This window comes from Pseudomonas aeruginosa (genome assembly GCF_001457615.1).
In the GTDB taxonomy this organism is placed as follows: Bacteria; Pseudomonadota; Gammaproteobacteria; order Pseudomonadales; family Pseudomonadaceae; genus Pseudomonas; species Pseudomonas aeruginosa.
The window spans coordinates 573,359-589,683 of sequence record NZ_LN831024.1 but is presented as its reverse complement, the minus strand read 5'-3'; the positions used below and the strand labels follow the sequence as shown (position 1 = coordinate 589,683).

Annotated in this window: 19 protein-coding genes; 8 read left to right on the top strand and 11 right to left on the bottom strand. The window is 67.7% G+C overall.

The annotated features are described in order from the left end of the window. Window positions 1–6: 6 nt before the first annotated feature. On the top strand, window positions 7–426 hold the full coding sequence (locus AT700_RS02710) for a DUF1090 domain-containing protein (RefSeq protein ID WP_003101589.1): 420 nt from the start codon (window positions 7–9) through the stop codon (window positions 424–426). A gap of 191 nt (window positions 427–617) precedes the next feature. Here AT700_RS02710 and AT700_RS02705 read toward each other — a convergent pair whose 3' ends face one another. The 3 genes from AT700_RS02705 to AT700_RS02695 all read right to left on the bottom strand — a co-directional run bounded on the left by AT700_RS02705 (window position 618) and on the right by AT700_RS02695 (window position 2,475). Beyond that, entirely contained in the window at window positions 618–1,076 is a 459-nt protein-coding gene (locus AT700_RS02705; protein ID WP_003110213.1) for a c-type cytochrome, read from the bottom strand. Window positions 1,077–1,188: 112 nt separating this feature from the next. Next, entirely contained in the window at window positions 1,189–1,575 is a 387-nt protein-coding gene (locus tag AT700_RS02700) for an MAPEG family protein (protein WP_003101585.1), read from the bottom strand. 69 nt (window positions 1,576–1,644) lie between these two features. Beyond that, complete coding sequence (locus AT700_RS02695; RefSeq protein WP_003101583.1) at window positions 1,645–2,475, bottom strand: DMT family transporter; 831 nt, start codon at window positions 2,473–2,475, stop codon at window positions 1,645–1,647. Between the two features lie 228 nt (window positions 2,476–2,703). On the opposite strand from AT700_RS02695, the gene AT700_RS02690 reads away from it, so the two are divergent. The 3 genes from AT700_RS02690 to AT700_RS02680 all read left to right on the top strand — a co-directional run bounded on the left by AT700_RS02690 (window position 2,704) and on the right by AT700_RS02680 (window position 4,938). Beyond that, window positions 2,704–3,213, top strand: a complete 510-nt coding sequence (locus AT700_RS02690) for a disulfide bond formation protein B (RefSeq protein ID WP_003121803.1) — start codon at window positions 2,704–2,706, stop codon at window positions 3,211–3,213. A gap of 87 nt (window positions 3,214–3,300) precedes the next feature. Further along, window positions 3,301–3,909 carry a LemA family protein gene (locus AT700_RS02685; RefSeq protein ID WP_003084923.1) on the top strand — a complete coding sequence of 203 codons (609 nt, stop codon included), beginning with the start codon at window positions 3,301–3,303 and terminating at the stop codon, window positions 3,907–3,909. A 3-nt stretch (window positions 3,910–3,912) separates the two neighbouring features. Further along, window positions 3,913–4,938, top strand: a complete 1,026-nt coding sequence (locus AT700_RS02680) for a TPM domain-containing protein (RefSeq protein ID WP_004352197.1) — start codon at window positions 3,913–3,915, stop codon at window positions 4,936–4,938. Between the two features lie 110 nt (window positions 4,939–5,048). Here the strand turns inward: AT700_RS02680 and AT700_RS02675 are convergent, their stop codons facing one another. The 3 genes from AT700_RS02675 to AT700_RS02665 all read right to left on the bottom strand — a co-directional run bounded on the left by AT700_RS02675 (window position 5,049) and on the right by AT700_RS02665 (window position 8,737). After that, the gene (locus tag AT700_RS02675) at window positions 5,049–5,603 is read right to left on the bottom strand and encodes a helix-turn-helix domain-containing protein (RefSeq protein WP_003101576.1); all 555 of its coding nucleotides are present in this window, start codon (window positions 5,601–5,603) and stop codon (window positions 5,049–5,051) included. A 17-nt stretch (window positions 5,604–5,620) separates the two neighbouring features. After that, window positions 5,621–6,910 (bottom strand): NAD(P)/FAD-dependent oxidoreductase, encoded by a 1,290-nt coding sequence (locus AT700_RS02670; protein ID WP_034072815.1) that lies wholly within the window; start codon window positions 6,908–6,910, stop codon window positions 5,621–5,623. A gap of 336 nt (window positions 6,911–7,246) precedes the next feature. Continuing rightward, complete coding sequence (locus tag AT700_RS02665; RefSeq protein WP_003121801.1) at window positions 7,247–8,737, bottom strand: helix-turn-helix transcriptional regulator; 1,491 nt, start codon at window positions 8,735–8,737, stop codon at window positions 7,247–7,249. A gap of 285 nt (window positions 8,738–9,022) precedes the next feature. On the opposite strand from AT700_RS02665, the gene AT700_RS30225 reads away from it, so the two are divergent. Continuing rightward, complete coding sequence (locus AT700_RS30225; protein ID WP_003084903.1) at window positions 9,023–9,286, top strand: hypothetical protein; 264 nt, start codon at window positions 9,023–9,025, stop codon at window positions 9,284–9,286. 74 nt (window positions 9,287–9,360) lie between these two features. On the opposite strand, the gene AT700_RS02655 is transcribed toward AT700_RS30225, so the two are convergent. Genes AT700_RS02655 through AT700_RS02640 form a run of 4 tightly spaced genes read right to left on the bottom strand, consistent with a single transcriptional unit; the run spans window position 9,361 to window position 12,185 of the window. Then, a complete protein-coding gene (locus AT700_RS02655) occupies window positions 9,361–10,077 on the bottom strand; it encodes a type 1 glutamine amidotransferase (protein WP_048520728.1) in 717 nt (238 codons plus the stop codon). Next, window positions 10,077–11,258: an aspartate aminotransferase family protein gene (locus AT700_RS02650; protein ID WP_003117940.1), complete on the bottom strand. Its 1,182-nt coding sequence runs from the start codon at window positions 11,256–11,258 to the stop codon at window positions 10,077–10,079. Before AT700_RS02650 ends, AT700_RS02655 begins: the two co-directional genes overlap by 1 nt. Then, window positions 11,251–11,487, bottom strand: a complete 237-nt coding sequence (locus AT700_RS02645) for a hypothetical protein (RefSeq protein ID WP_003101561.1) — start codon at window positions 11,485–11,487, stop codon at window positions 11,251–11,253. The genes AT700_RS02650 and AT700_RS02645 overlap by 8 nt, the downstream gene beginning before the upstream one ends. Further along, complete coding sequence (locus AT700_RS02640; protein WP_003084895.1) at window positions 11,484–12,185, bottom strand: MOSC domain-containing protein; 702 nt, start codon at window positions 12,183–12,185, stop codon at window positions 11,484–11,486. Before AT700_RS02640 ends, AT700_RS02645 begins: the two co-directional genes overlap by 4 nt. Window positions 12,186–12,286: 101 nt before the next feature. Here AT700_RS02640 and AT700_RS02635 point away from each other — a divergent pair, with 101 nt between their 5' ends. From AT700_RS02635 to AT700_RS02625, 3 genes are all read left to right on the top strand, one after another. Continuing rightward, window positions 12,287–13,165, top strand: a complete 879-nt coding sequence (locus AT700_RS02635; RefSeq protein WP_003084893.1) for a LysR family transcriptional regulator — start codon at window positions 12,287–12,289, stop codon at window positions 13,163–13,165. A gap of 353 nt (window positions 13,166–13,518) precedes the next feature. Then, on the top strand, window positions 13,519–14,202 hold the full coding sequence (dnr, locus tag AT700_RS02630; protein ID WP_003084891.1) for a transcriptional regulator Dnr: 684 nt from the start codon (window positions 13,519–13,521) through the stop codon (window positions 14,200–14,202). An 83-nt stretch (window positions 14,203–14,285) separates the two neighbouring features. Then, the gene (locus tag AT700_RS02625) at window positions 14,286–14,480 is read left to right on the top strand and encodes a hypothetical protein (protein ID WP_003101553.1); all 195 of its coding nucleotides are present in this window, start codon (window positions 14,286–14,288) and stop codon (window positions 14,478–14,480) included. A 6-nt stretch (window positions 14,481–14,486) separates the two neighbouring features. On the opposite strand, the gene AT700_RS02620 is transcribed toward AT700_RS02625, so the two are convergent. Beyond that, complete coding sequence (locus AT700_RS02620; RefSeq protein WP_023130530.1) at window positions 14,487–16,325, bottom strand: nitric oxide reductase activation protein NorD; 1,839 nt, start codon at window positions 16,323–16,325, stop codon at window positions 14,487–14,489.

Sequence of the window (16,325 nt, the reverse complement as noted above, 5' to 3'; positions counted from 1 at the left end):
CAACCGATGTCCATTCGTCCTTCACTGCCGCTGGCCGGGCTGCTGCTCGCCGTCGCCCTGCCGCTCTCTGCCGCCCAGCCGGGCGCCGCCAAAGGCGCCCCACTCAGCGGTTGCGCCGCCAAGCAGGCCGCCATCGAGGCGAAGCTGGAAACGGCCCGCTCGTTCGCCAACGAAGGCCAGGTGGCCGGCTTGGAAAAGGCCCTCTCCGAGGTCAAGGAACACTGCACCGAAGCCGGCCTGCTGAGGGAGAACAAGCAGAAGGTGATCGACAGCGAGCGCGAGGTCAGCGAACGCGAGAAGGATTTGCGCAAGGCCATGGGCAAGGGCGATCCGGAGAAGATCGAGAAACGCAAGGCCAAGCTGGCCGAGGCCCGCGCCGAACTGGAAGAGGCCAAGAAAGGCCTGGAACAGGCCCAGGCGCAGTAGGACACCAGGTACCGCCCTACGCCTCGCGCCTCCCACGCAAGGCGTATGACGCCCATGGTGTTATCCGCCATCCGCGCCGCAGCGGGACACCAGGTGCCGCCCAGCGCTGCCGCAACGGCGGATGAGCGCCAGCGCTCATTCGCCCTACCCCTCGCGCCTTCCAGGCACGGCGTATAACGCCCGGTCCGGCCTCAGAGCGCGCGGAATTTCTTGTGGCAGGCTTCGCAGGCGTCTTCCACCGCGGCGAAGTCCTTGCGCACGCCATCCGGGGTCGGCGTGGCCTGGCGGGTGTTGTCCTGGAGACGGTTCATCGCGTCGATGAAGACCTGGGTGGCGGCCTTGAACTCCTGCTGGCGCTGCCAGACCTCGTCCTTGGCGCGGGTGTCCTCGCCCTCCTCGCCGGCCTTGGGACTGGGGAAGTACTGCCAGGGCTGGTCGGCCAGTTGGTGCAACTTCGCCGATCCGGCACGGAACTTCTCCGCGTCGAAGGGCAGGCGTCCGCGGAGCATCCCGCCCATGTCCTCGCTGGTCCGTAGCATTTCCTTGAAGATCGCCTGGCGCTTGGCCTCGGGCGAATTGGGATCCATACGGTGACAGCCGCTCAGGGCGACGCCGGCCAGCAGCACGACGAGCAGGGACTTCAGCTTCATGGCAAGGCTCTTTTTTCAGGGTCGATCACGGAAGCGGCGGATTATCCGCCGCCACCGCCGATTGATCCAGAGCCGCGCGCCCGCACTGCGGCCATAGGCCGCAGCGGGCTGCTCAGGCGGAAACCACGAAGAACGCGGCGATGAGCAGCATGCCGACGAACCAGACCAGCGAGCGCAACGGCCCCCAGTCGGCGAGGTAGCAGATGACGTAGAGCAGGCGACTGGTGATCCAGGCAATGGCCAGGCTATCCAGGGTCGCCTGCGAAGCGTTGCCGACCAGATGGGCGATGATCACCGCCGCGGCGAACGCCGGGGTCACTTCGAAAGCGTTCAACTGGGCGTTGTTGGCACGCCGGCGAAAGCCTTCGAGCGAACCGAGGAACGCCCGCGGGTCGGCGTTGGCCCGACCGCCGTAGCCCTCCCCGCCGAACTTGGCGATGGAGGTACAGACGTAAGGCAGGAAGATCGCGATCAGCACGCACCAGAAAGCGATGGTCATGGCAGTTCCTTGTAGTTGTGGAACTGCAACTCAAGCTGGCGCCGCTCGTTCTGTAAAGGCACAGCCCCTTCAGAGCTTCATCAGCAGCATTCCGGCCAGCACCAGGCCGCACGCCAGCAGGCGTGGCAGTCCGAACGGCTCGTTGAGGAAGCGCATGCCGAACAGCACCGCCAGCAGCACGCTGGTCTCGCGCAACGCTGCCGCTTCGGCGATCGACCCCAGCTGCATGGCCCACAGCACCAGGCCGTAGCTGGCCAACACGCAGACCCCGACCGCCAGGCCGAGCTTCCACTCCAGCGCCCAGAAGCGGGCGAAGGCGCGGGTTCGCGCGCCGACGGCGATCAGCGGGAACGGCAGGCCGGAAAGCAGCGTCAGCCAGACCAGGTAGTCAAGCGCCAACGGCCAGCGCTTCAAGGCGTTGCCGTCGCTCCAGGTGTAGCCGCCGATGCACAGGCCGATCAGCAGCACCACCGGCAGGGTCCGCCAGGGCAGCCGCGAACCGCCGCCGCCCCAGAGCAGGCAAAGCATGCCGAAGGGGATCAACAGGATGCCGAGGATCTGCCGGCCGCTGAGCTGCTCGCCGCCGAACGCCAGGGTCAGGCCCAGCACCACCAGCGGCGACAGCCCGCGCATCAGCGGATAGACCAGGCCCAGGTCGCCGACCTTGTAGGCCTCGATCAGCAGTACCCGGTAGAGCAGTTGCAGGACGGTGGCGCCGAGCAGCCAGGGCCAGACTTCGGCCGGCGGCAGGCTGACGAAGGGCAACAGCAGGATGGCGCAGAGCACGCCGACAACGTCCATGCAGGCGACGACCAGCAAGCGGTCGCTGCTGAACTTGACCAGGGTGTTCCAGGTGGCGTGGAGAACGGCGGCGCATAGCACCAGGCTGGTGGCTAGCATGACGGGCCTTATTGGTATAGACCAGGATAGTCTATCCCGGCGGAGGCTCCAAATGCTCGCCTCGTTGCGGCGTTTTTCCCTGAAAGCTCCTACGAAAGCGGAGAAACATGCAGCAGACATCGTTACGTCAAACGGCTTAATCTTCGGACAATCCTGATGGACTACCATCGGCCAGCGCCGCACAGTGCCGGCCCGGCCTCCCTTATCAACGACACAGGAATCCCTGCCTTGAGCGCTCTCCTCAAGCCCCTCGACAATCGCTTGTTCTGGCCCGCGGTCGCCATCGGCGGCCTGCTGATCCTCGCTTTCGTCCTCTACCTCCAGCACGTGCGCGGCTTCGCGCCCTGCTCGCTGTGCATCTTCATTCGCCTGGACGTGCTCGGCCTGGTGCTCGCCGGGATCGTCGGCAGCCTCGCCCCGCGTTCGCGGATCGCCGGCGGCATCGCCGCGCTGGGCATGCTCGCCGCCAGCCTGGGCGGGATCTACCACGCCTGGTCGCTGGTCGCGGAAGAGAAACTGGCTGCCCAGGGCATGGGCAGTTGCAAGATGTTCATGGGCTTCCCCGAATGGATACCGCTGGATAGCTGGCTGCCGCAGGTCTTCCAGCCCGAGGGGCTGTGCGGCGAAGTGGTCTGGACCCTGCTCGGCCAGTCCATGGCGGTCTGGTCGCTGGCGCTGTTCGTGTTCTGCCTGCTGGTCCTGGCGGCCAAGCTGGCGTTCGGCCGCCGCACCGCCTGACAGAGCCGATATCCGTGCCGGCACAAGGAACGTGCTGGCCATTGGCTGGTCTACAATCGAGCTTTCTCAACCCGGATGAGTACCACCATGCCTCGATTCCTCAGAAATGCCCTCCTTCCCGTCCTCGCCCTGCTGCTCAGCGGCTGCGGCTACAACGCCATGCAGGCCGGCGACGAACAGGTGAAAGCCGCCTGGTCGGAAGTGCTCAACCAGTACCAGCGGCGCGCCGACCTGGTGCCCAACCTGGTCAGCACGGTGAAGGGCTATGCCTCCCATGAGGCGTCGGTCCTGACCCAGGTCACCGAGGCCCGGGCCAAGGTCGGCAGCGTGCAACTGAACGCCGACCAACTGGACGACGAGCAGGCCGTGCAGCGCTTCCAGAAGGCCCAGGGCGAACTGAGCTCGGCGCTTTCGCGCCTGCTGGTAGTCACCGAGAACTACCCGCAACTGAAGGCCGATGGCCTGTTCAAGGACCTGCTGACCCAACTGGAAGGCACCGAGAACCGCATCGCCGTCGCTCGCGGCCGCTACGTCAAGTCGGTACAGGAATACAACGTGCTGCTGCGCCAGTTCCCCGGCGTGATCACCGCCAAGCTGTTCGGCTACAAGCCCAAGGCGAACTTCAGCGTGGAAAACGAAGCGGCCATCTCCACCGCGCCGAAAGTCGATTTCGGCAACCCGCAACCGGCGCAGTAAGCCATGCGCCGGCTGCTACTGGGCGCCGGGCTGCTGCTCGCCAGCCTGGTCGCCTGGGCCGATGTGCCACCGATACCCGCGTTGACGGCGCGGGTCACCGACCTCACCGCGACCCTTTCCGGCGACCAGCGCCAGCACCTGGAGCAACAGCTCGCCGCCCTGGAAGCCAAGAGCGGCGCGCAGCTCGCGGTGCTGCTGGTCCCGACCACCGGCGACGATTCCATCGAGGAGTACGCGGTGCGTACCTTCGAGAAATGGAAGCTGGGCCAGAAGAAGGTCGACGACGGCGTCCTGCTGCTGGTGGCGAAGAACGACCGCACCCTGCGCATCGAGGTCGGCTACGGCCTGGAAGGGGCCATCACCGACGTCCAGGCCGGACGGATCATCAGCGAGCGGATCACGCCGCAGTTCCGCCAGGGCAATTTCTATGGCGGAATCCAGGCCGGCGTGGACAGCCTGGTGCAACTGATCGATGCCGAGAAGAACCCGGAAAGCGCTACCGCCAGCGCTCCCGTCGACGCCTTGCCGGCGGTTCCCGAGGCCACGCCGCCGCGGGCCCTGCCGCCACCGGTCGACGAGGGTGAGGTGTATGACAGCGCCCCGCCGGAGCCGAAAAAGAAGAGCGGCCTGAGCGGACAGCTCTGGGGCAACCCGGTCTACCTCGGTGTCTATGTGGCGGTCCTGCTCGCCGTGGCCCTACTCGGACGCCTGCTGCCGTTGCAGTGGATGCGGCGGCGCAGCATCGGCCGCTTCCTGCTTTGCAGCGCGGCGGTCGCCGGCCTGGCCTGGCTGTTGAGCATGGGCCTGTGGCAGAACGTCGACCGCGCGGCGGACGACAGTCTCGGCGTACTGGCGCCGACCCTGTTCATCTACGCCCTGTTCCTGCTTCCCGGCGAAGTGCTGATGGCCATCCTCAGCGCCATCCTCAATAGTCGCGGCGGCGGTGGGGGAGGCGGCAGCGGCGGTGGCAGCATCTTCCGCGGTGGCGGCGGCTCCAGCGGCGGCGGCGGCGCCTCCGGACGCTGGTGACGAAAAGCCCGAGGCCTGTGCCTCGGGCTTTTTTCATCGGTCGGCGACGGTTCTCGCCGATGCCGGAAGTCTTCGCCGCTATCCGGCAAACGACCGGGTAACGCGCTTCGTCAGGCGTATACCCAGAGCACCCTGACCGGCGCCTGGCTGCGGTTGGCGTAGCGGCTGCGCATATGGCTGGGAATCTGGAAACCGTCGCCGGCCTGCAGGCGCAGCTCCTCGTCCTCCAGCCACAGGGTCAGCTCGCCTTCGAGCACGTAGCCGCCCTGCTCCGAGCTGTCCAGCAGGTCGCGCTCGCCGCTGTCGGCACCCGCTTCAAGGCAGGTTTCGAGCATGAAGAAGGCGCCGCCGAGACGCGGCGATACCAGGTTGTCGCTGGCGCCACGAGCGTAGGCCAGGGTCCGACGCTCGCCCGGGCGGGTCACCCAGGGCGAGGCCTGGATCTTCGGCGAGCAGAAGAAGTAGGTCGCCGGCACCCCGAGCACCTGGCTGATGGCGACCAGGTCGTCCACCGCCGGCCGCGAAAGGCCGCGCTCGACCTGGGAGACGAAGCCCACCGAACGGCGAATGCCGTCGGCCAGCGCCTGCAGGGTGATGCCCTTGCGCTTGCGCAATTCGCGCACCAGGCTGGCGATCTCCGCCAGGTCGTCGGCTACTTCGCTCATCTCGGTTCCGGGCCCTCTCAGAACAGGTCGCGCAAACGGTAATACGCTTTGCCCAGGGCTTCCAGCGGCGCGGCGAAGCGCTGGCCGCCGGGAAACTTCGGATTGCGCAGGCGCTGGTAGAGCGCCAGGGTCTCGTCGTCGCCGAGCAGCGCGTCGCTGACCGCCCTGGCCGCCGCCAGACTCGGCAGCACGCCGTGGCCGGAGTAGCCTTGCAGCCAGTAGCGGTTGCCCTGCCGGCCGATGTCCGGGGTACGCCGCATGCTGCAGTCGATATGCCCGCCCCAGGCATACTCCAGCGCCACCCCGCGCAACTGCGGGAACACCCTTTCGAGATAGGGCCGGGTGGCGGCGCGGATGTCGCTGGGCATGCCGCCCAGGTAGGTGCAGCCGCCGCCGAACAGCAGGCGGTGGTCCGGGGTCAGGCGGAAGTAGTCGAGGACGAACTGGTTGTCGGTCACGCAGCAGTTGCGCGGCAGCAACGACTTCGCCCGTTCCTCGCCGAGCGGCTCAGTGGCGACCTGATAGGTGCCCACCGGCAGCATCCGTTGCGACAGCTCGCTGTCCAGCCCGTCGATGTAGGCGTTGCAGGCCAGCACCAGCGCCGCGCAGCGGATCTCGCCGTGCTCGGTACGGACCCGGTAGCCGTCGCCCTCCTCGCGATAGTTCAGGGCCCGGGTCCGCTCGTGGATACGCCCGCCGGCGCGCTCGATGGCGGCGGCCAGGCCGAACGCCAGCTTGAGCGGATTCAGGTGTGCGGCGTGGGGGTCGTAGAGACCGGCAAGGTAGCGCTCGCTGGCGATCCATTCGGGCAACTCGTCCTTCGCCACGAAGCGTAGCCCCTCGTAGCCCCAGCGACGGTTGGCCTCGGCCTGCCAGTCGTAGAGCAGGCCGACCCGGCGCGGCAGGATCGCCGTCCATAGGTGACCGACCCGGTAGTCGCAGTCGAAGCCATGTCGCTGCGGCAACTCGCGCATCTCGCCGGCCGCCCAGAGCATGCCGTCCCAGAGACGGCGTGCGCCTTCGTAGCCGAGGTCGGCCTCCAGCGGCGGCAGGTCGCTGGACCAGCCGGGCAGCGCCTGCCCACCGTTGCGCCCGGAGGCCGCCCAGGCGATCCGGCTGGCTTCGATGACGCATACCTGGCGTCCGCCTTCGACCAGCCGCAGCGCCGTGTGCAAGCCGCTGAAACCGGCGCCGACCACCAGCACCTCGCAGTCGAGGTCACCCTCCAGGGCCTGGCGCGGCTGGATCAGTTCGGGATTGACGGCGGCGTAGTAAGTGCCGATATGCTCGTTGGATTGCAGGAACATCGCGACCTCCGTGAAATTATATTGGTTATTTTTCATGAAAAATAACACTTAAAATTTCACGAAACCAGTCCCGAGCATTCGCAAACGGCCGGCAGGATGCCGTCGCGCACCAGCAGAGGCAGAGGGGCAAATATTCGAAAGGAGGCGGGAAGCCCCCGCCAGAGCGAAACTGGCGAGGGGAACAGACGTGCGGACAGCGCGGCTCGCGCCGCGGAGAAAAGGTGCACGACCACGGGCGGGGGCATGCCGGGCGTGCTGCGCCAGTGTCGGCGCCGACGGGAGCGGGCGACAGGTACGAATGCACCAGCCGCCCTGGTGCATTCGTACCCTCTTCGTTTATTTGCGCCCGTTGCCGTTGCGCGGCTCCGGCGCGAATCCGCGTTCGCGTGCCCAGACGATGGCCTCGCCACGGCTGTGGACATCGAGCTTGGCGTAGATGGTCGCCACGTGGTTGCGCACGGTGTTCGGCGCCAGGCCCAGTTCCTTGGCGATCTCCTTGTCCGCCAGGCCCTGGCAGATGAGGTCGAACACCTCGCGCTCGCGCGCAGTCAGGTCGGCCAGTTCGGCGCCGGTGCCCGGCGCGTTGGCGCGGCGAACGTTGGCGAGCTTTTCGATCAGGGTGCGGCTGAACCAGGAAGCGTCCTGCATCACCGTCTCGATGGCGTGCACCAGCTCCATTTCGGTGCGCCGCCGGTCGCTGATGTCCAGCAAGGCCACCAGCACGCAGTCCTGCTCGTTGAGGCTCACCGCCTCGGCCGAGACCAGGCAGTCCAGGCCGTTGCGATCCTTGTGCTGCAGGCGCAGCTGGACGTTGCGCACGCTGCCGCTCTGCGCCAGCAGCTCGCCCAGGCGCTCGGCGCCGCCGTCCTGCCACAGCCCGCAGGCGACGGTGGACTCGCCGAGCAGTTCCTCGGCCTGGTAGCCGAAGGTTTCGCTGAAGGCCTGGTTGATGTCCAGCACCTGCAGGTCGTCGCCGCACAGCACCAGGCTCGGCACCGGTGCCATGCGGAAGGCCTTGGCGAAGCGCTCCTCGCTCTTGCGCAGGGCCTCCTCGGCCTTCTTCCGCGGTTCGAGATCGGTGAAGGTGAAGAGCATGCAGGCCTCCTCGCCGACCTCTATCGGCTGCCCGGCGACCACCACGCACTTGCGTCCGCCCTCCGCCACCCGCAGGCTCGCCTCCATCTGCGGGATGGTCTCGCCGGCGCCCAGACGCTCCACCGCCAGTTCGCGGCGCTCGGCCTGGTCGAGTACGTCCAGCTCGTACACCGAACGGCCGATCACCTGGTCGCGGGCATAGCCGGTCATTTCCAGGAAACCGACATTGACCTTCACGTAGCGGTAGTCGCTGAGCCGGCAGATCACCGCCGGCGCCGGGTTGGCATTGAAGGTCTTCTCGAAGCGCTGCTCGGCGCTGGCCCACTCGGTGGCGTCGTGGAGGATCAGCACCAGGCAGTCGGGCTTGTCCTCGGGGGTGGTCAGCACCAACCCGCGCACGCGGTGCACCCAGCGGGTGTCCTCGTCGGCGGCGGGAAACACTTCCACCACCACGTCGCTGAAGCACTCGCCAGCCACCAGGCGCTCGGCCGGGTACTGCCCCTCCTGCAGCGGATGATTGTTGCGGTAGCGCAGGCGAAAGCGTTCGCGATACTCGCCGGTATCGGCGCCCAGGCCTTCCAGCGAATCGACGCCGTGCATCGCCAGGGCCGCCTCGTTGGCCCAGAGGATGCGCTGGTCCGGCTCGATCAGGATCACCCCTTCGGTAAGGCCGGCGATGATCTGCTGCAACTGGCGGCGGTCGGTCTGGGTACGCAGTACCTGGTCGTTCATGCTGTTCCTCTTGGATGGAGCGATTTTCCGGGGGCAGCAAGGATGCCCGCCCGCCCTGACCGCGCACGCGTGACGATTGCACTAGCGGTGCTAGTGCATTTGCATCGCGAAACGATAGCGGAGGCACCCCTACCCTGGCGATACAGGAAGCAATGTCCGGGCGGGAAGCCCAGACGCCGCGCCGGCCGGGAGGCTACGCCGCCCCTCGGTCCCGAGGTCGTCGACGCATCCACCCGACTCGCCCTGCACGAGAAGAAAGCCCCATCCCCTTGCATGAGCGACGCGATGAGCAAGAACAAGCACCCCGATCTCGGCGAGATCCAGCGCAGCCTGAACCAGGCGCTGGAAGGCTACGACTGCCAGTGCCGGATGCACTACGACGGCACCGTCAGTATCAATGTCGCCGCCCGAGAGCACGACGAAACCTTCACCTTCGTCGGCATCCAGCCCGGCGAGCTGGACAACCCCACCCGCCTGCACCTGTTCGCCGAAAGCCTGCGTCGCGACCTGGCACTACTGGAGCCCTGGTTGGGAAAGCACGCAGCCTAGAATAAAAAAAGCGCCCCACAGGACCAAAACGACGTCCGGAGGCGCATGCGAGGACAGAGGAATCTTTCTGGCGATCAGGCCCGGCGTGCGATCTCCGCCGGCCGATGCGCCAGGTAATCGAGCAACAGGAACAGCACCGGCGCCACCTCGCGGCAATGCGCGACACCCTGGCGGATCCTCTCGGCGCTCTGCACCGCCCCTTCCCGTTGCAGGTCCTGCGGGCAGGCATCGAGCAGCGCCTCGATGCTCTCCGCGGTGCTTTCCAGGTGACATTGCAGGCCGATAGCCTGCTCGTTCCAGATGAAGCCCTGGTTTGCGCAGGCAGCCGAACCATAGAGCGGCACGCTGCCGGCCGGCAGGTCGAAGGTCTCGCCGTGCCAGTGGAACGCCATCAGCCGTTCCGGCAGGCGCTCGCCCAGCGGCGAGCCCAGCGCCTGGCTGTACCTGTGCAGCGGCCACCAGCCGATCTCCGCCTGGCGTCCCGGGCGTACCGCAGCCCCCAGCGCCTGGGCCAGCAGCTGCGCGCCGAGGCAGATGCCGAGGACCTTCTTGCCGGCATCCAGCGCCGCGCGGATCAAACGCTTCTCCGCCACCAGCCAGGGATATTGCGCTTCGTCGTGGACGCTCATCGGCCCGCCCATCACCACCAGCAGGTCGAAGCTGTCCAGCGCAGGCAGGTGGGCGTCGGCGTAGAGGTAGCAGACGTGCTCGTGCTCGCAGTGGCGGCCGATCCAGTCGCCGATCCGCGCGCTGCCTTCGAAGGGAACGTGTTGCAATACCAGGGCGCGCATCAGGCCACCTCCTCGTGTCGGTTGGCGACCCGGGCCAGGGCCCGTTCCAGTCGCCGCAGCATTTCGTCGACGTTGGCCCGGCTCACCGTCAGCGCCGGGGAAAAACGCAGGCAGTGCGGCTGCGGCGCGTTGATCAGCAGGCCTTCGCCGAACGCCGCGCGAACCACCGCCGGCGCGCGCTGGCCGATCAGCGGCAGCCCCCAGAACAGTCCCTGGCCGCGCAGCGGACCATGCCCATAGCGACGCGCGACACGGGCCAGGCCATCGCGCAGGTGGGTGCCCTGCTCGCGCACCTGCTCCAGGAAACCCGGCTCCAGCACGGTATTCAGTACCGCCAGCCCGGCAGCGGTCATCAACGCGTTGCCGTGGTGGGTGCCAAGCTGGTCGCCCGGTTCGAAGCAGCAGGCGTTGCCACGCGCCAGCAGCGCCGACAGCGGCACCCCGGCGCCGAGGCCCTTGCCGAGGGTAACGATGTCGGCGCGTACCCCGTACAGTTCCTCCGCCAGCAGCGCGCCGCAGCGGCCGATGCCGGTCTGCACCTCGTCGAGGATCAACAGGACGCCACGCTGCCGGCACAGCCGCTCGATGCCACGCAGGTAGTCGAGGGTCGCCGGGATCACCCCGGCATCGCCCTGCACCGGCTCCAGCATCACCGCCACCGTCTCTTCGTCGATGGCCGCGGCCATGGCGTCGAGGTCGTTGAACGGCACCCTGGCAAATCCCTCCAGGCCATGCTGCGCCGGCTTGCCACAAGCCGTCAGGGTGCCCGGGGTGCGTCCATGGATGCTGTTGACAGTGCTGACGATCCGTTGCGCGCCGCCGCGATGCAGGCGGCCCCACTTGCGCGCCAGGGCGATGGCCGCTTCGTTGGCCTCGGCGCCGCTGGTGAGGAAGTAGGCCTGGTCGCTGCCGGTCGCCAGGCACAGGCGCTGCGCCAATGCCAGCACCGGCCGGTTGAGCAGGCCGGGGCCGGCGCTGACCAGCTCCCGCGCCTGCCGGGCCAGGGCCTGGACCAGCACGCTGGGACTGTGGCCAAGGCAGTTCACCGCCAGGCCCTGGGTAAAGTCGAGGAAGGCGCGTCCGTCGCTGTCCCACAGCCACGAGCCCTGGCCACGGACGAACACCTGTTCGGGCCGTTCCTGGGTGCGCATCAGGCGCAGGCTATCCAGCGCATCAGCCATCTTTCAGTTCCTCGGTCATGTACTCCACCGCCAGCAAGCGCACGCCCTGCGGCCCCTGTTCCAGCAGCCGGCGGCTTTCCCGGCGCGTTTCGATGCGCAGTTCGAAGCCGTCGCCGGCGGGGAAGCGCTGGCGCATCAGCTCGCGCACCTCGGCAAAGCGCGCGGCGCTCACCGTCATGCTGGCCAACAGCCGGCCGGACTGGCTCAGGGTGATCAGGTAGTCGCTCAAGAGGCATGCTCCCGGTAATCCGACGGTCCGCGCAGGCGCGGCCCCCAGTCTTCCACCACGCCGCTGGACAGGCGTTTCGCCGCTGTCTTGCGCCAACGCTGGGATAGCGCGTCGCAGGCCATCATCTGGCGCAACCCGAGAGGCTCCAGGGGATCGCCGAAATACCACTGCAACAGGCGGGCGACGGTCAGTTCAGGGTAATGCCGCTGGACCAGCTTCAGCTCGTCCCCGGGAGTCACCATGCCGCTGCGCAGGACCCGATAGAACCAGCCGCAGCGGCCGCCGCTCTGCAATTCGTCGGGCAGCTCGGGAAGATTCCAGCGCTGGCCCTGGCGATAGCAGGGCGAACGCGGCTGGCTGACTTCCAGCAGGGCATCGCCCCAATGGAACTGGTCGCCGATGCAGACCTCGGCTTCGGTGATGCCGTAGGTCGAGATGTTCTCGCCGAACGCCGGCAGTTGCCAGCGGTTCAGCGGGTGGCGCTTGCGCCAGTAGCGGTAGTGCTCGGCGGGATAGTGATGAAGAGCGCGCTCGAGGCCGCCGTGGTGGCGGATGTCGGCCTGTTCGTCGCCGGGCAGGCCATCGTGGCCCAGCCAGAACTCCTGCTCGACCGGCAGCTTGTCGATCGCGCTGACCAATCCGCCCCAGGTTTCTTCGACTTTACCTATGAAAACACCGTTTACGACTATCTGCTCCATTGCTCCGCGACCACCCGATGTACCGCCAATGCAGCTAGAATAGTGCCTTACGCGGGACCCACTCCATTTCGATTTTCCAGTTTCATCGATAAGAACAGCTTATGGATTTTCGCCAACTCCGCTATTTCGTCGCGCTCTACGAGGAAGGCCACGTCGGCCGCGCCGCCGAACGCCTGGCCCTGTCGCAACCGGCCCTCTCGCAGCAGATCCGCCAGTTGGAGCAGAACCTCGACGTCTCGCTGTTCCAGCGCAGCGGCAAGCGCCTGCTGCCGACCGTCGCCGCCCACACCCTGTACAACCATGCGGTACCGCTGCTGGAGGGATTGGAAAGGGCCCGCGAGGCGATGCGCGTATTCCGCGGGCAGACCCCGCGCAGCCTGGCGATCGGCGTACTGCAGACGGTCAACGCCAGCCTGGTGCCGTACATGGTCGAACGCCTGCACGCCGCGCAGCCGCATCTGCGGGTGCAGATCTACGAACTGTCGGGAATCGACATCGAGCGGCGCCTGCTCACCGGCAACCTGGATATCGGCATCGGCTTCCTGCCGCCGCGCCAGCCGGGCTTGCACAGCGTCGAGCTGTACGAGGACGAATTGCAGCTGGTGATCCCCGAGGAACACCCGTTGAAGGAGTTCAGAAAGGTGTCCCTGGCCCAGGCCGCGGAGTTGCCGATGCTGCTGCTCGGCGAAGAGTTCCGCGCGCGCCAGATCTGGCAGGAGCAACTCGCCGCGATCGGCCGGCGGCCGCGGGTGCAGGCGGAACTGAACCACATGAGCGGGATTCTCGACAGCCTGCCGCAGACCCGCTTCGCCACCGTTCTACCGGGCAAGGCACGGCAGATGCACTCGAACCAGCGGCTGCTGTGGAAACCGCTCAGCGAACCGCGCATCCCGCTGAAGGTCGGCCTGGTCTACCGCGACGCGCAACGCCAGCACGCCAGCGTCGAGCTGCTGCGCTCGCTGCTGGAAGGCGTGGTCTGAGCGACGCGGTTTTTCGCGGGCAATAAAAAACCCCGCCTTTTGGGCGGGGTTTTGCAGACCTCTATCCTGACATCCGTGCTACGCCACCATCCATGGTGGATTCCCTGAGTTTCCGTATTGTCTTTGGCGCTTCCTGCGCAATGTCCTGACGGTTTGAAGATTACGCATCTCCGCGAGGGGGAGAAAGCAGCCAAAACCACCGCCGTTTGTAAGCCTTGGCTTACACGCTGTAATAGTTCCGCTCGCCGGACCGACGGCAACACCCAGCCGCCGGGAGCTTGCCGTGCGTCAAGATGATCTGCGCCGGGCCCGCTACAGTGGCCAGTCCCCTCATCATCGCGAGCCTTCCCAGCATGGAATTCCAGCGCGTCCACCAGCAGTTGCTGCAAAGCCACCACCTGTTCGAACCGCTTTCTCCCGTCCAGCTCCAGGAACTGCTCGCCAGCAGCGACCTGGTCAACCTCGACAAGGGCGCCTACGTGTTCCGCCAGGGCGAGCCGGCGCACGCCTTCTACTACCTGATTTCCGGCTGCGTGAAGATCTACCGGCTGACCCCGGAAGGCCAGGAGAAGATTCTCGAAGTGACCAACGAACGCAACACCTTCGCCGAGGCAATGATGTTCATGGACACCCCGAACTACGTGGCCACCGCCCAGGCCGTGGTGCCCAGCCAGCTGTTCCGTTTCTCCAACAAGGCCTACCTGCGCCAGTTGCAGGACAACACCCCGTTGGCCCTGGCCCTGCTGGCCAAGCTCAGCACCCGCCTGCACCAGCGCATCGACGAGATCGAGACGCTTTCCCTGAAGAACGCCACCCACCGCGTGGTGCGCTACCTGCTGACCCTCGCCGCCCACGCGCCGGGGGAGAACTGCCGGGTGGAAATCCCGGTGGCCAAGCAACTGGTGGCCGGTCACCTGTCGATCCAGCCGGAAACCTTCTCGCGGATCATGCACCGCCTCGGCGACGAGGGCATCATCCGCCTCGACGGCCGCGAAATCAGCATCCTCGACCGCGAACGCCTGGAGTGCTTCGAGTGAACAGCGCCGCCGCTTGATCGCGGTCAAGCGCGCCACGGCCCGTCCGCCGGCAAGCTGGCGGGGTCGAGCCCGCGAGAACGCCCATGCGCCAATGCCTGTATTGCCTCCATGAAACCGAAGGCGCGGAAAGCGCCTGCGAACAGTGCGGCATGCCGCTGCCCAGCGCTTCCCAGCGCCAGCTCCAGGGTCGCCGGCAGCGGCGCTTCGCCTGGTTCTGCGTCGGGCTGGCGCTGTTCTGCCTGGGCATGATGCTCTGGTTGCCGCGCGATGCTCCCTGAGGCCTCTCAGCGGCGTAGGCGCCGATAGAGCTGGAGCAGGCGCTCGGGCAACTGCCCGGCGCGCTCGACCAGCGCGAAGCCGTCGGCGCCGAACAGGTAGGGCAGGTAGTCCGCCGCCTCCTTGTCGATGGTGATGCAGAACGGCACCAGTCCCTGGCTGCGCGCCTCGATCACCGCCTGGCGGGTGTCCTCGATGCCGTAGCGGCCCTCGTAGCGGTCCAGGTCGTTGGGCTTGCCGTCGCTCAACAGCAACAGCAGGCGACGCTTCTGCGGCTGCCCGCCGAGCACCTGGCTGGCCCGGCGGATCGCCGCGCCCATCCGCGTGTAGTAGCCCGGCGAGAGCGCCAGCACGCGACCGCGGACCTCGCCGCCGTAGCCTTCGTCGAAGTCCTTCAGCACCTGCCAGCGCACCTGCTGCCGGCGCACCGAGGAAAACCCGTACAGCGCGAAGGGGTCGCCCAGTGCCTGCAACGCCTCGCCGAACAGCAGCAGGCTGTCGACGATGCTGTCGATCACTCGCCGCTGGTCGTCGAGGTAGGCTTCGGTGGACATCGACAGGTCCGCCAGCAACAGGCAGGCGAGGTCGCGCCGGCGCGACCGCTGTTCGAGGAACAGGCCTGGCTGGGTGGAACCGCCGCGGCGCCGCTCGACCTGGAAGTCGAGCCAGGCATCGAGGTCGATCTCGTCGCCTTGCGGCTGCTGGCGCAGGCGTTGGCGGCCGTCGCGCAGGCAGGCGAACTGGCGGCGCAGATGCAGCGCGGTCTTCTCCAGGTGCGCCGGCAGGCTGGCGCTGGTCGCGCCGCGCGGCCGCATCGGTTGCAGCAGCACGTGGTCGCTCAGCAGGCGCTGCTGCCGATAGTCCCACTCGGGCAGCTTCAGCCCGGGGCCGAGCGGCAGGTCATCGTAGTCGGCGGCCGGCAGGTCGAGATCCAGGCGCAGGCCGCCGCCCTTCTGCGTGCGCTGGCGCGACAGCGACAGGTAGTCGAGGTCTTCGGCGACGCGCGCGCCGTCCGGGTCGTCCTCGTCGTCGCTACAGCGGTCCAGGGCCAGGTGCTCCGACCAACTGAGCAGGCTTTCCAGGCGGAACAGCAGCAGGTTGCGCTCGCTGTCGCGCTCCTCGACGCGCTCGGCGCGCTTGCGCGCTCCGCTGCGGGCGACCTGGCGCTTGCCGGCGCCGGCGGCCGCTTCCTCGCCGTCCTCCGCGCTGGCGGAAGGCGTCCAGCGCTCGCCGGGATACAGCCACAGCGGCACCGGCCAGGGCGCCCGCTCGACTCGCGGGAAGCGCTCGACGCTGCCCGGCTCGGCAAGCGCGCGGCGCAGGGCGATTTCCAGTTCGGCGTCTGCCGCCGGGCAATCGTCCAGCGACGGGCGCTGGCGCAGATGCGCGGCGACCAGCCGGGCGTAGCGCGGGCGCAGCGCCGGATAGGCATCGAGCAACTGCCGCGCCCAGCGCTGGTTGTCCTGGGCCCAGTGCCGCAGCGGCCCGGCGCTGGCCGCCAGCAGCGCCAGCCAGCGATACAGTTCGCGGTTCAGCTCGGCCTGCGGATAGACCGCGAGGGATTCCGGCAGGCGCAGGCTGTCGCCGTTGAACCAGGACACCGGGGCCTGCTCGCAGGTCCCGGCGACCCGCTGCAACCAGGTGCGGCGTAGCAGCAGGCGGCGCGCCGGGGTCGCCTCGAGGGCTACCCCCGGTGCGCCGCCGAGCGCCCGGAAGAGCATGCCGAGCGGACGCCGCATGCTCTCCAGGGTCACCCGCGCCGCCTCGAACTCGCCGCTGGCATGGCGGGTGATGAAGCGGTGCCAGTGGGCGCCGACCCATTCCTCCAGCTCGACGGCGAAGGCCAT

Excerpts from the sequence above, each read along its gene's own strand:
- AT700_RS02680 (WP_004352197.1), top strand. The coding sequence starts at position 3,913 with ATGCGCCGGCTGCTACTGGGCGCCGGGCTGCTGCTCGCCAGCCTGGTC.
- AT700_RS30225 (WP_003084903.1), top strand. The coding sequence starts at position 9,023 with ATGAGCAAGAACAAGCACCCCGATCTCGGCGAGATCCAGCGCAGCCTG.
- dnr (WP_003084891.1), top strand. The coding sequence starts at position 13,519 with ATGGAATTCCAGCGCGTCCACCAGCAGTTGCTGCAAAGCCACCACCTG.
- AT700_RS02710 (WP_003101589.1), top strand. The coding sequence starts at position 7 with ATGTCCATTCGTCCTTCACTGCCGCTGGCCGGGCTGCTGCTCGCCGTC.
- AT700_RS02620 (WP_023130530.1), bottom strand. The coding sequence starts at position 16,325 with ATGGCCTTCGCCGTCGAGCTGGAGGAATGGGTCGGCGCCCACTGGCAC.
- AT700_RS02700 (WP_003101585.1), bottom strand. The coding sequence starts at position 1,575 with ATGACCATCGCTTTCTGGTGCGTGCTGATCGCGATCTTCCTGCCTTAC.
- AT700_RS02650 (WP_003117940.1), bottom strand. The coding sequence starts at position 11,258 with ATGGCTGATGCGCTGGATAGCCTGCGCCTGATGCGCACCCAGGAACGG.
- AT700_RS02640 (WP_003084895.1), bottom strand. The coding sequence starts at position 12,185 with ATGGAGCAGATAGTCGTAAACGGTGTTTTCATAGGTAAAGTCGAAGAA.
- AT700_RS02670 (WP_034072815.1), bottom strand. The coding sequence starts at position 6,910 with ATGTTCCTGCAATCCAACGAGCATATCGGCACTTACTACGCCGCCGTC.
- AT700_RS02695 (WP_003101583.1), bottom strand. The coding sequence starts at position 2,475 with ATGCTAGCCACCAGCCTGGTGCTATGCGCCGCCGTTCTCCACGCCACC.
- AT700_RS02665 (WP_003121801.1), bottom strand. The coding sequence starts at position 8,737 with ATGAACGACCAGGTACTGCGTACCCAGACCGACCGCCGCCAGTTGCAG.
- AT700_RS02625 (WP_003101553.1), top strand. The coding sequence starts at position 14,286 with ATGCGCCAATGCCTGTATTGCCTCCATGAAACCGAAGGCGCGGAAAGC.
- AT700_RS02635 (WP_003084893.1), top strand. The coding sequence starts at position 12,287 with ATGGATTTTCGCCAACTCCGCTATTTCGTCGCGCTCTACGAGGAAGGC.
- AT700_RS02655 (WP_048520728.1), bottom strand. The coding sequence starts at position 10,077 with ATGCGCGCCCTGGTATTGCAACACGTTCCCTTCGAAGGCAGCGCGCGG.
- AT700_RS02685 (WP_003084923.1), top strand. The coding sequence starts at position 3,301 with ATGCCTCGATTCCTCAGAAATGCCCTCCTTCCCGTCCTCGCCCTGCTG.
- AT700_RS02705 (WP_003110213.1), bottom strand. The coding sequence starts at position 1,076 with ATGAAGCTGAAGTCCCTGCTCGTCGTGCTGCTGGCCGGCGTCGCCCTG.
- AT700_RS02675 (WP_003101576.1), bottom strand. The coding sequence starts at position 5,603 with ATGAGCGAAGTAGCCGACGACCTGGCGGAGATCGCCAGCCTGGTGCGC.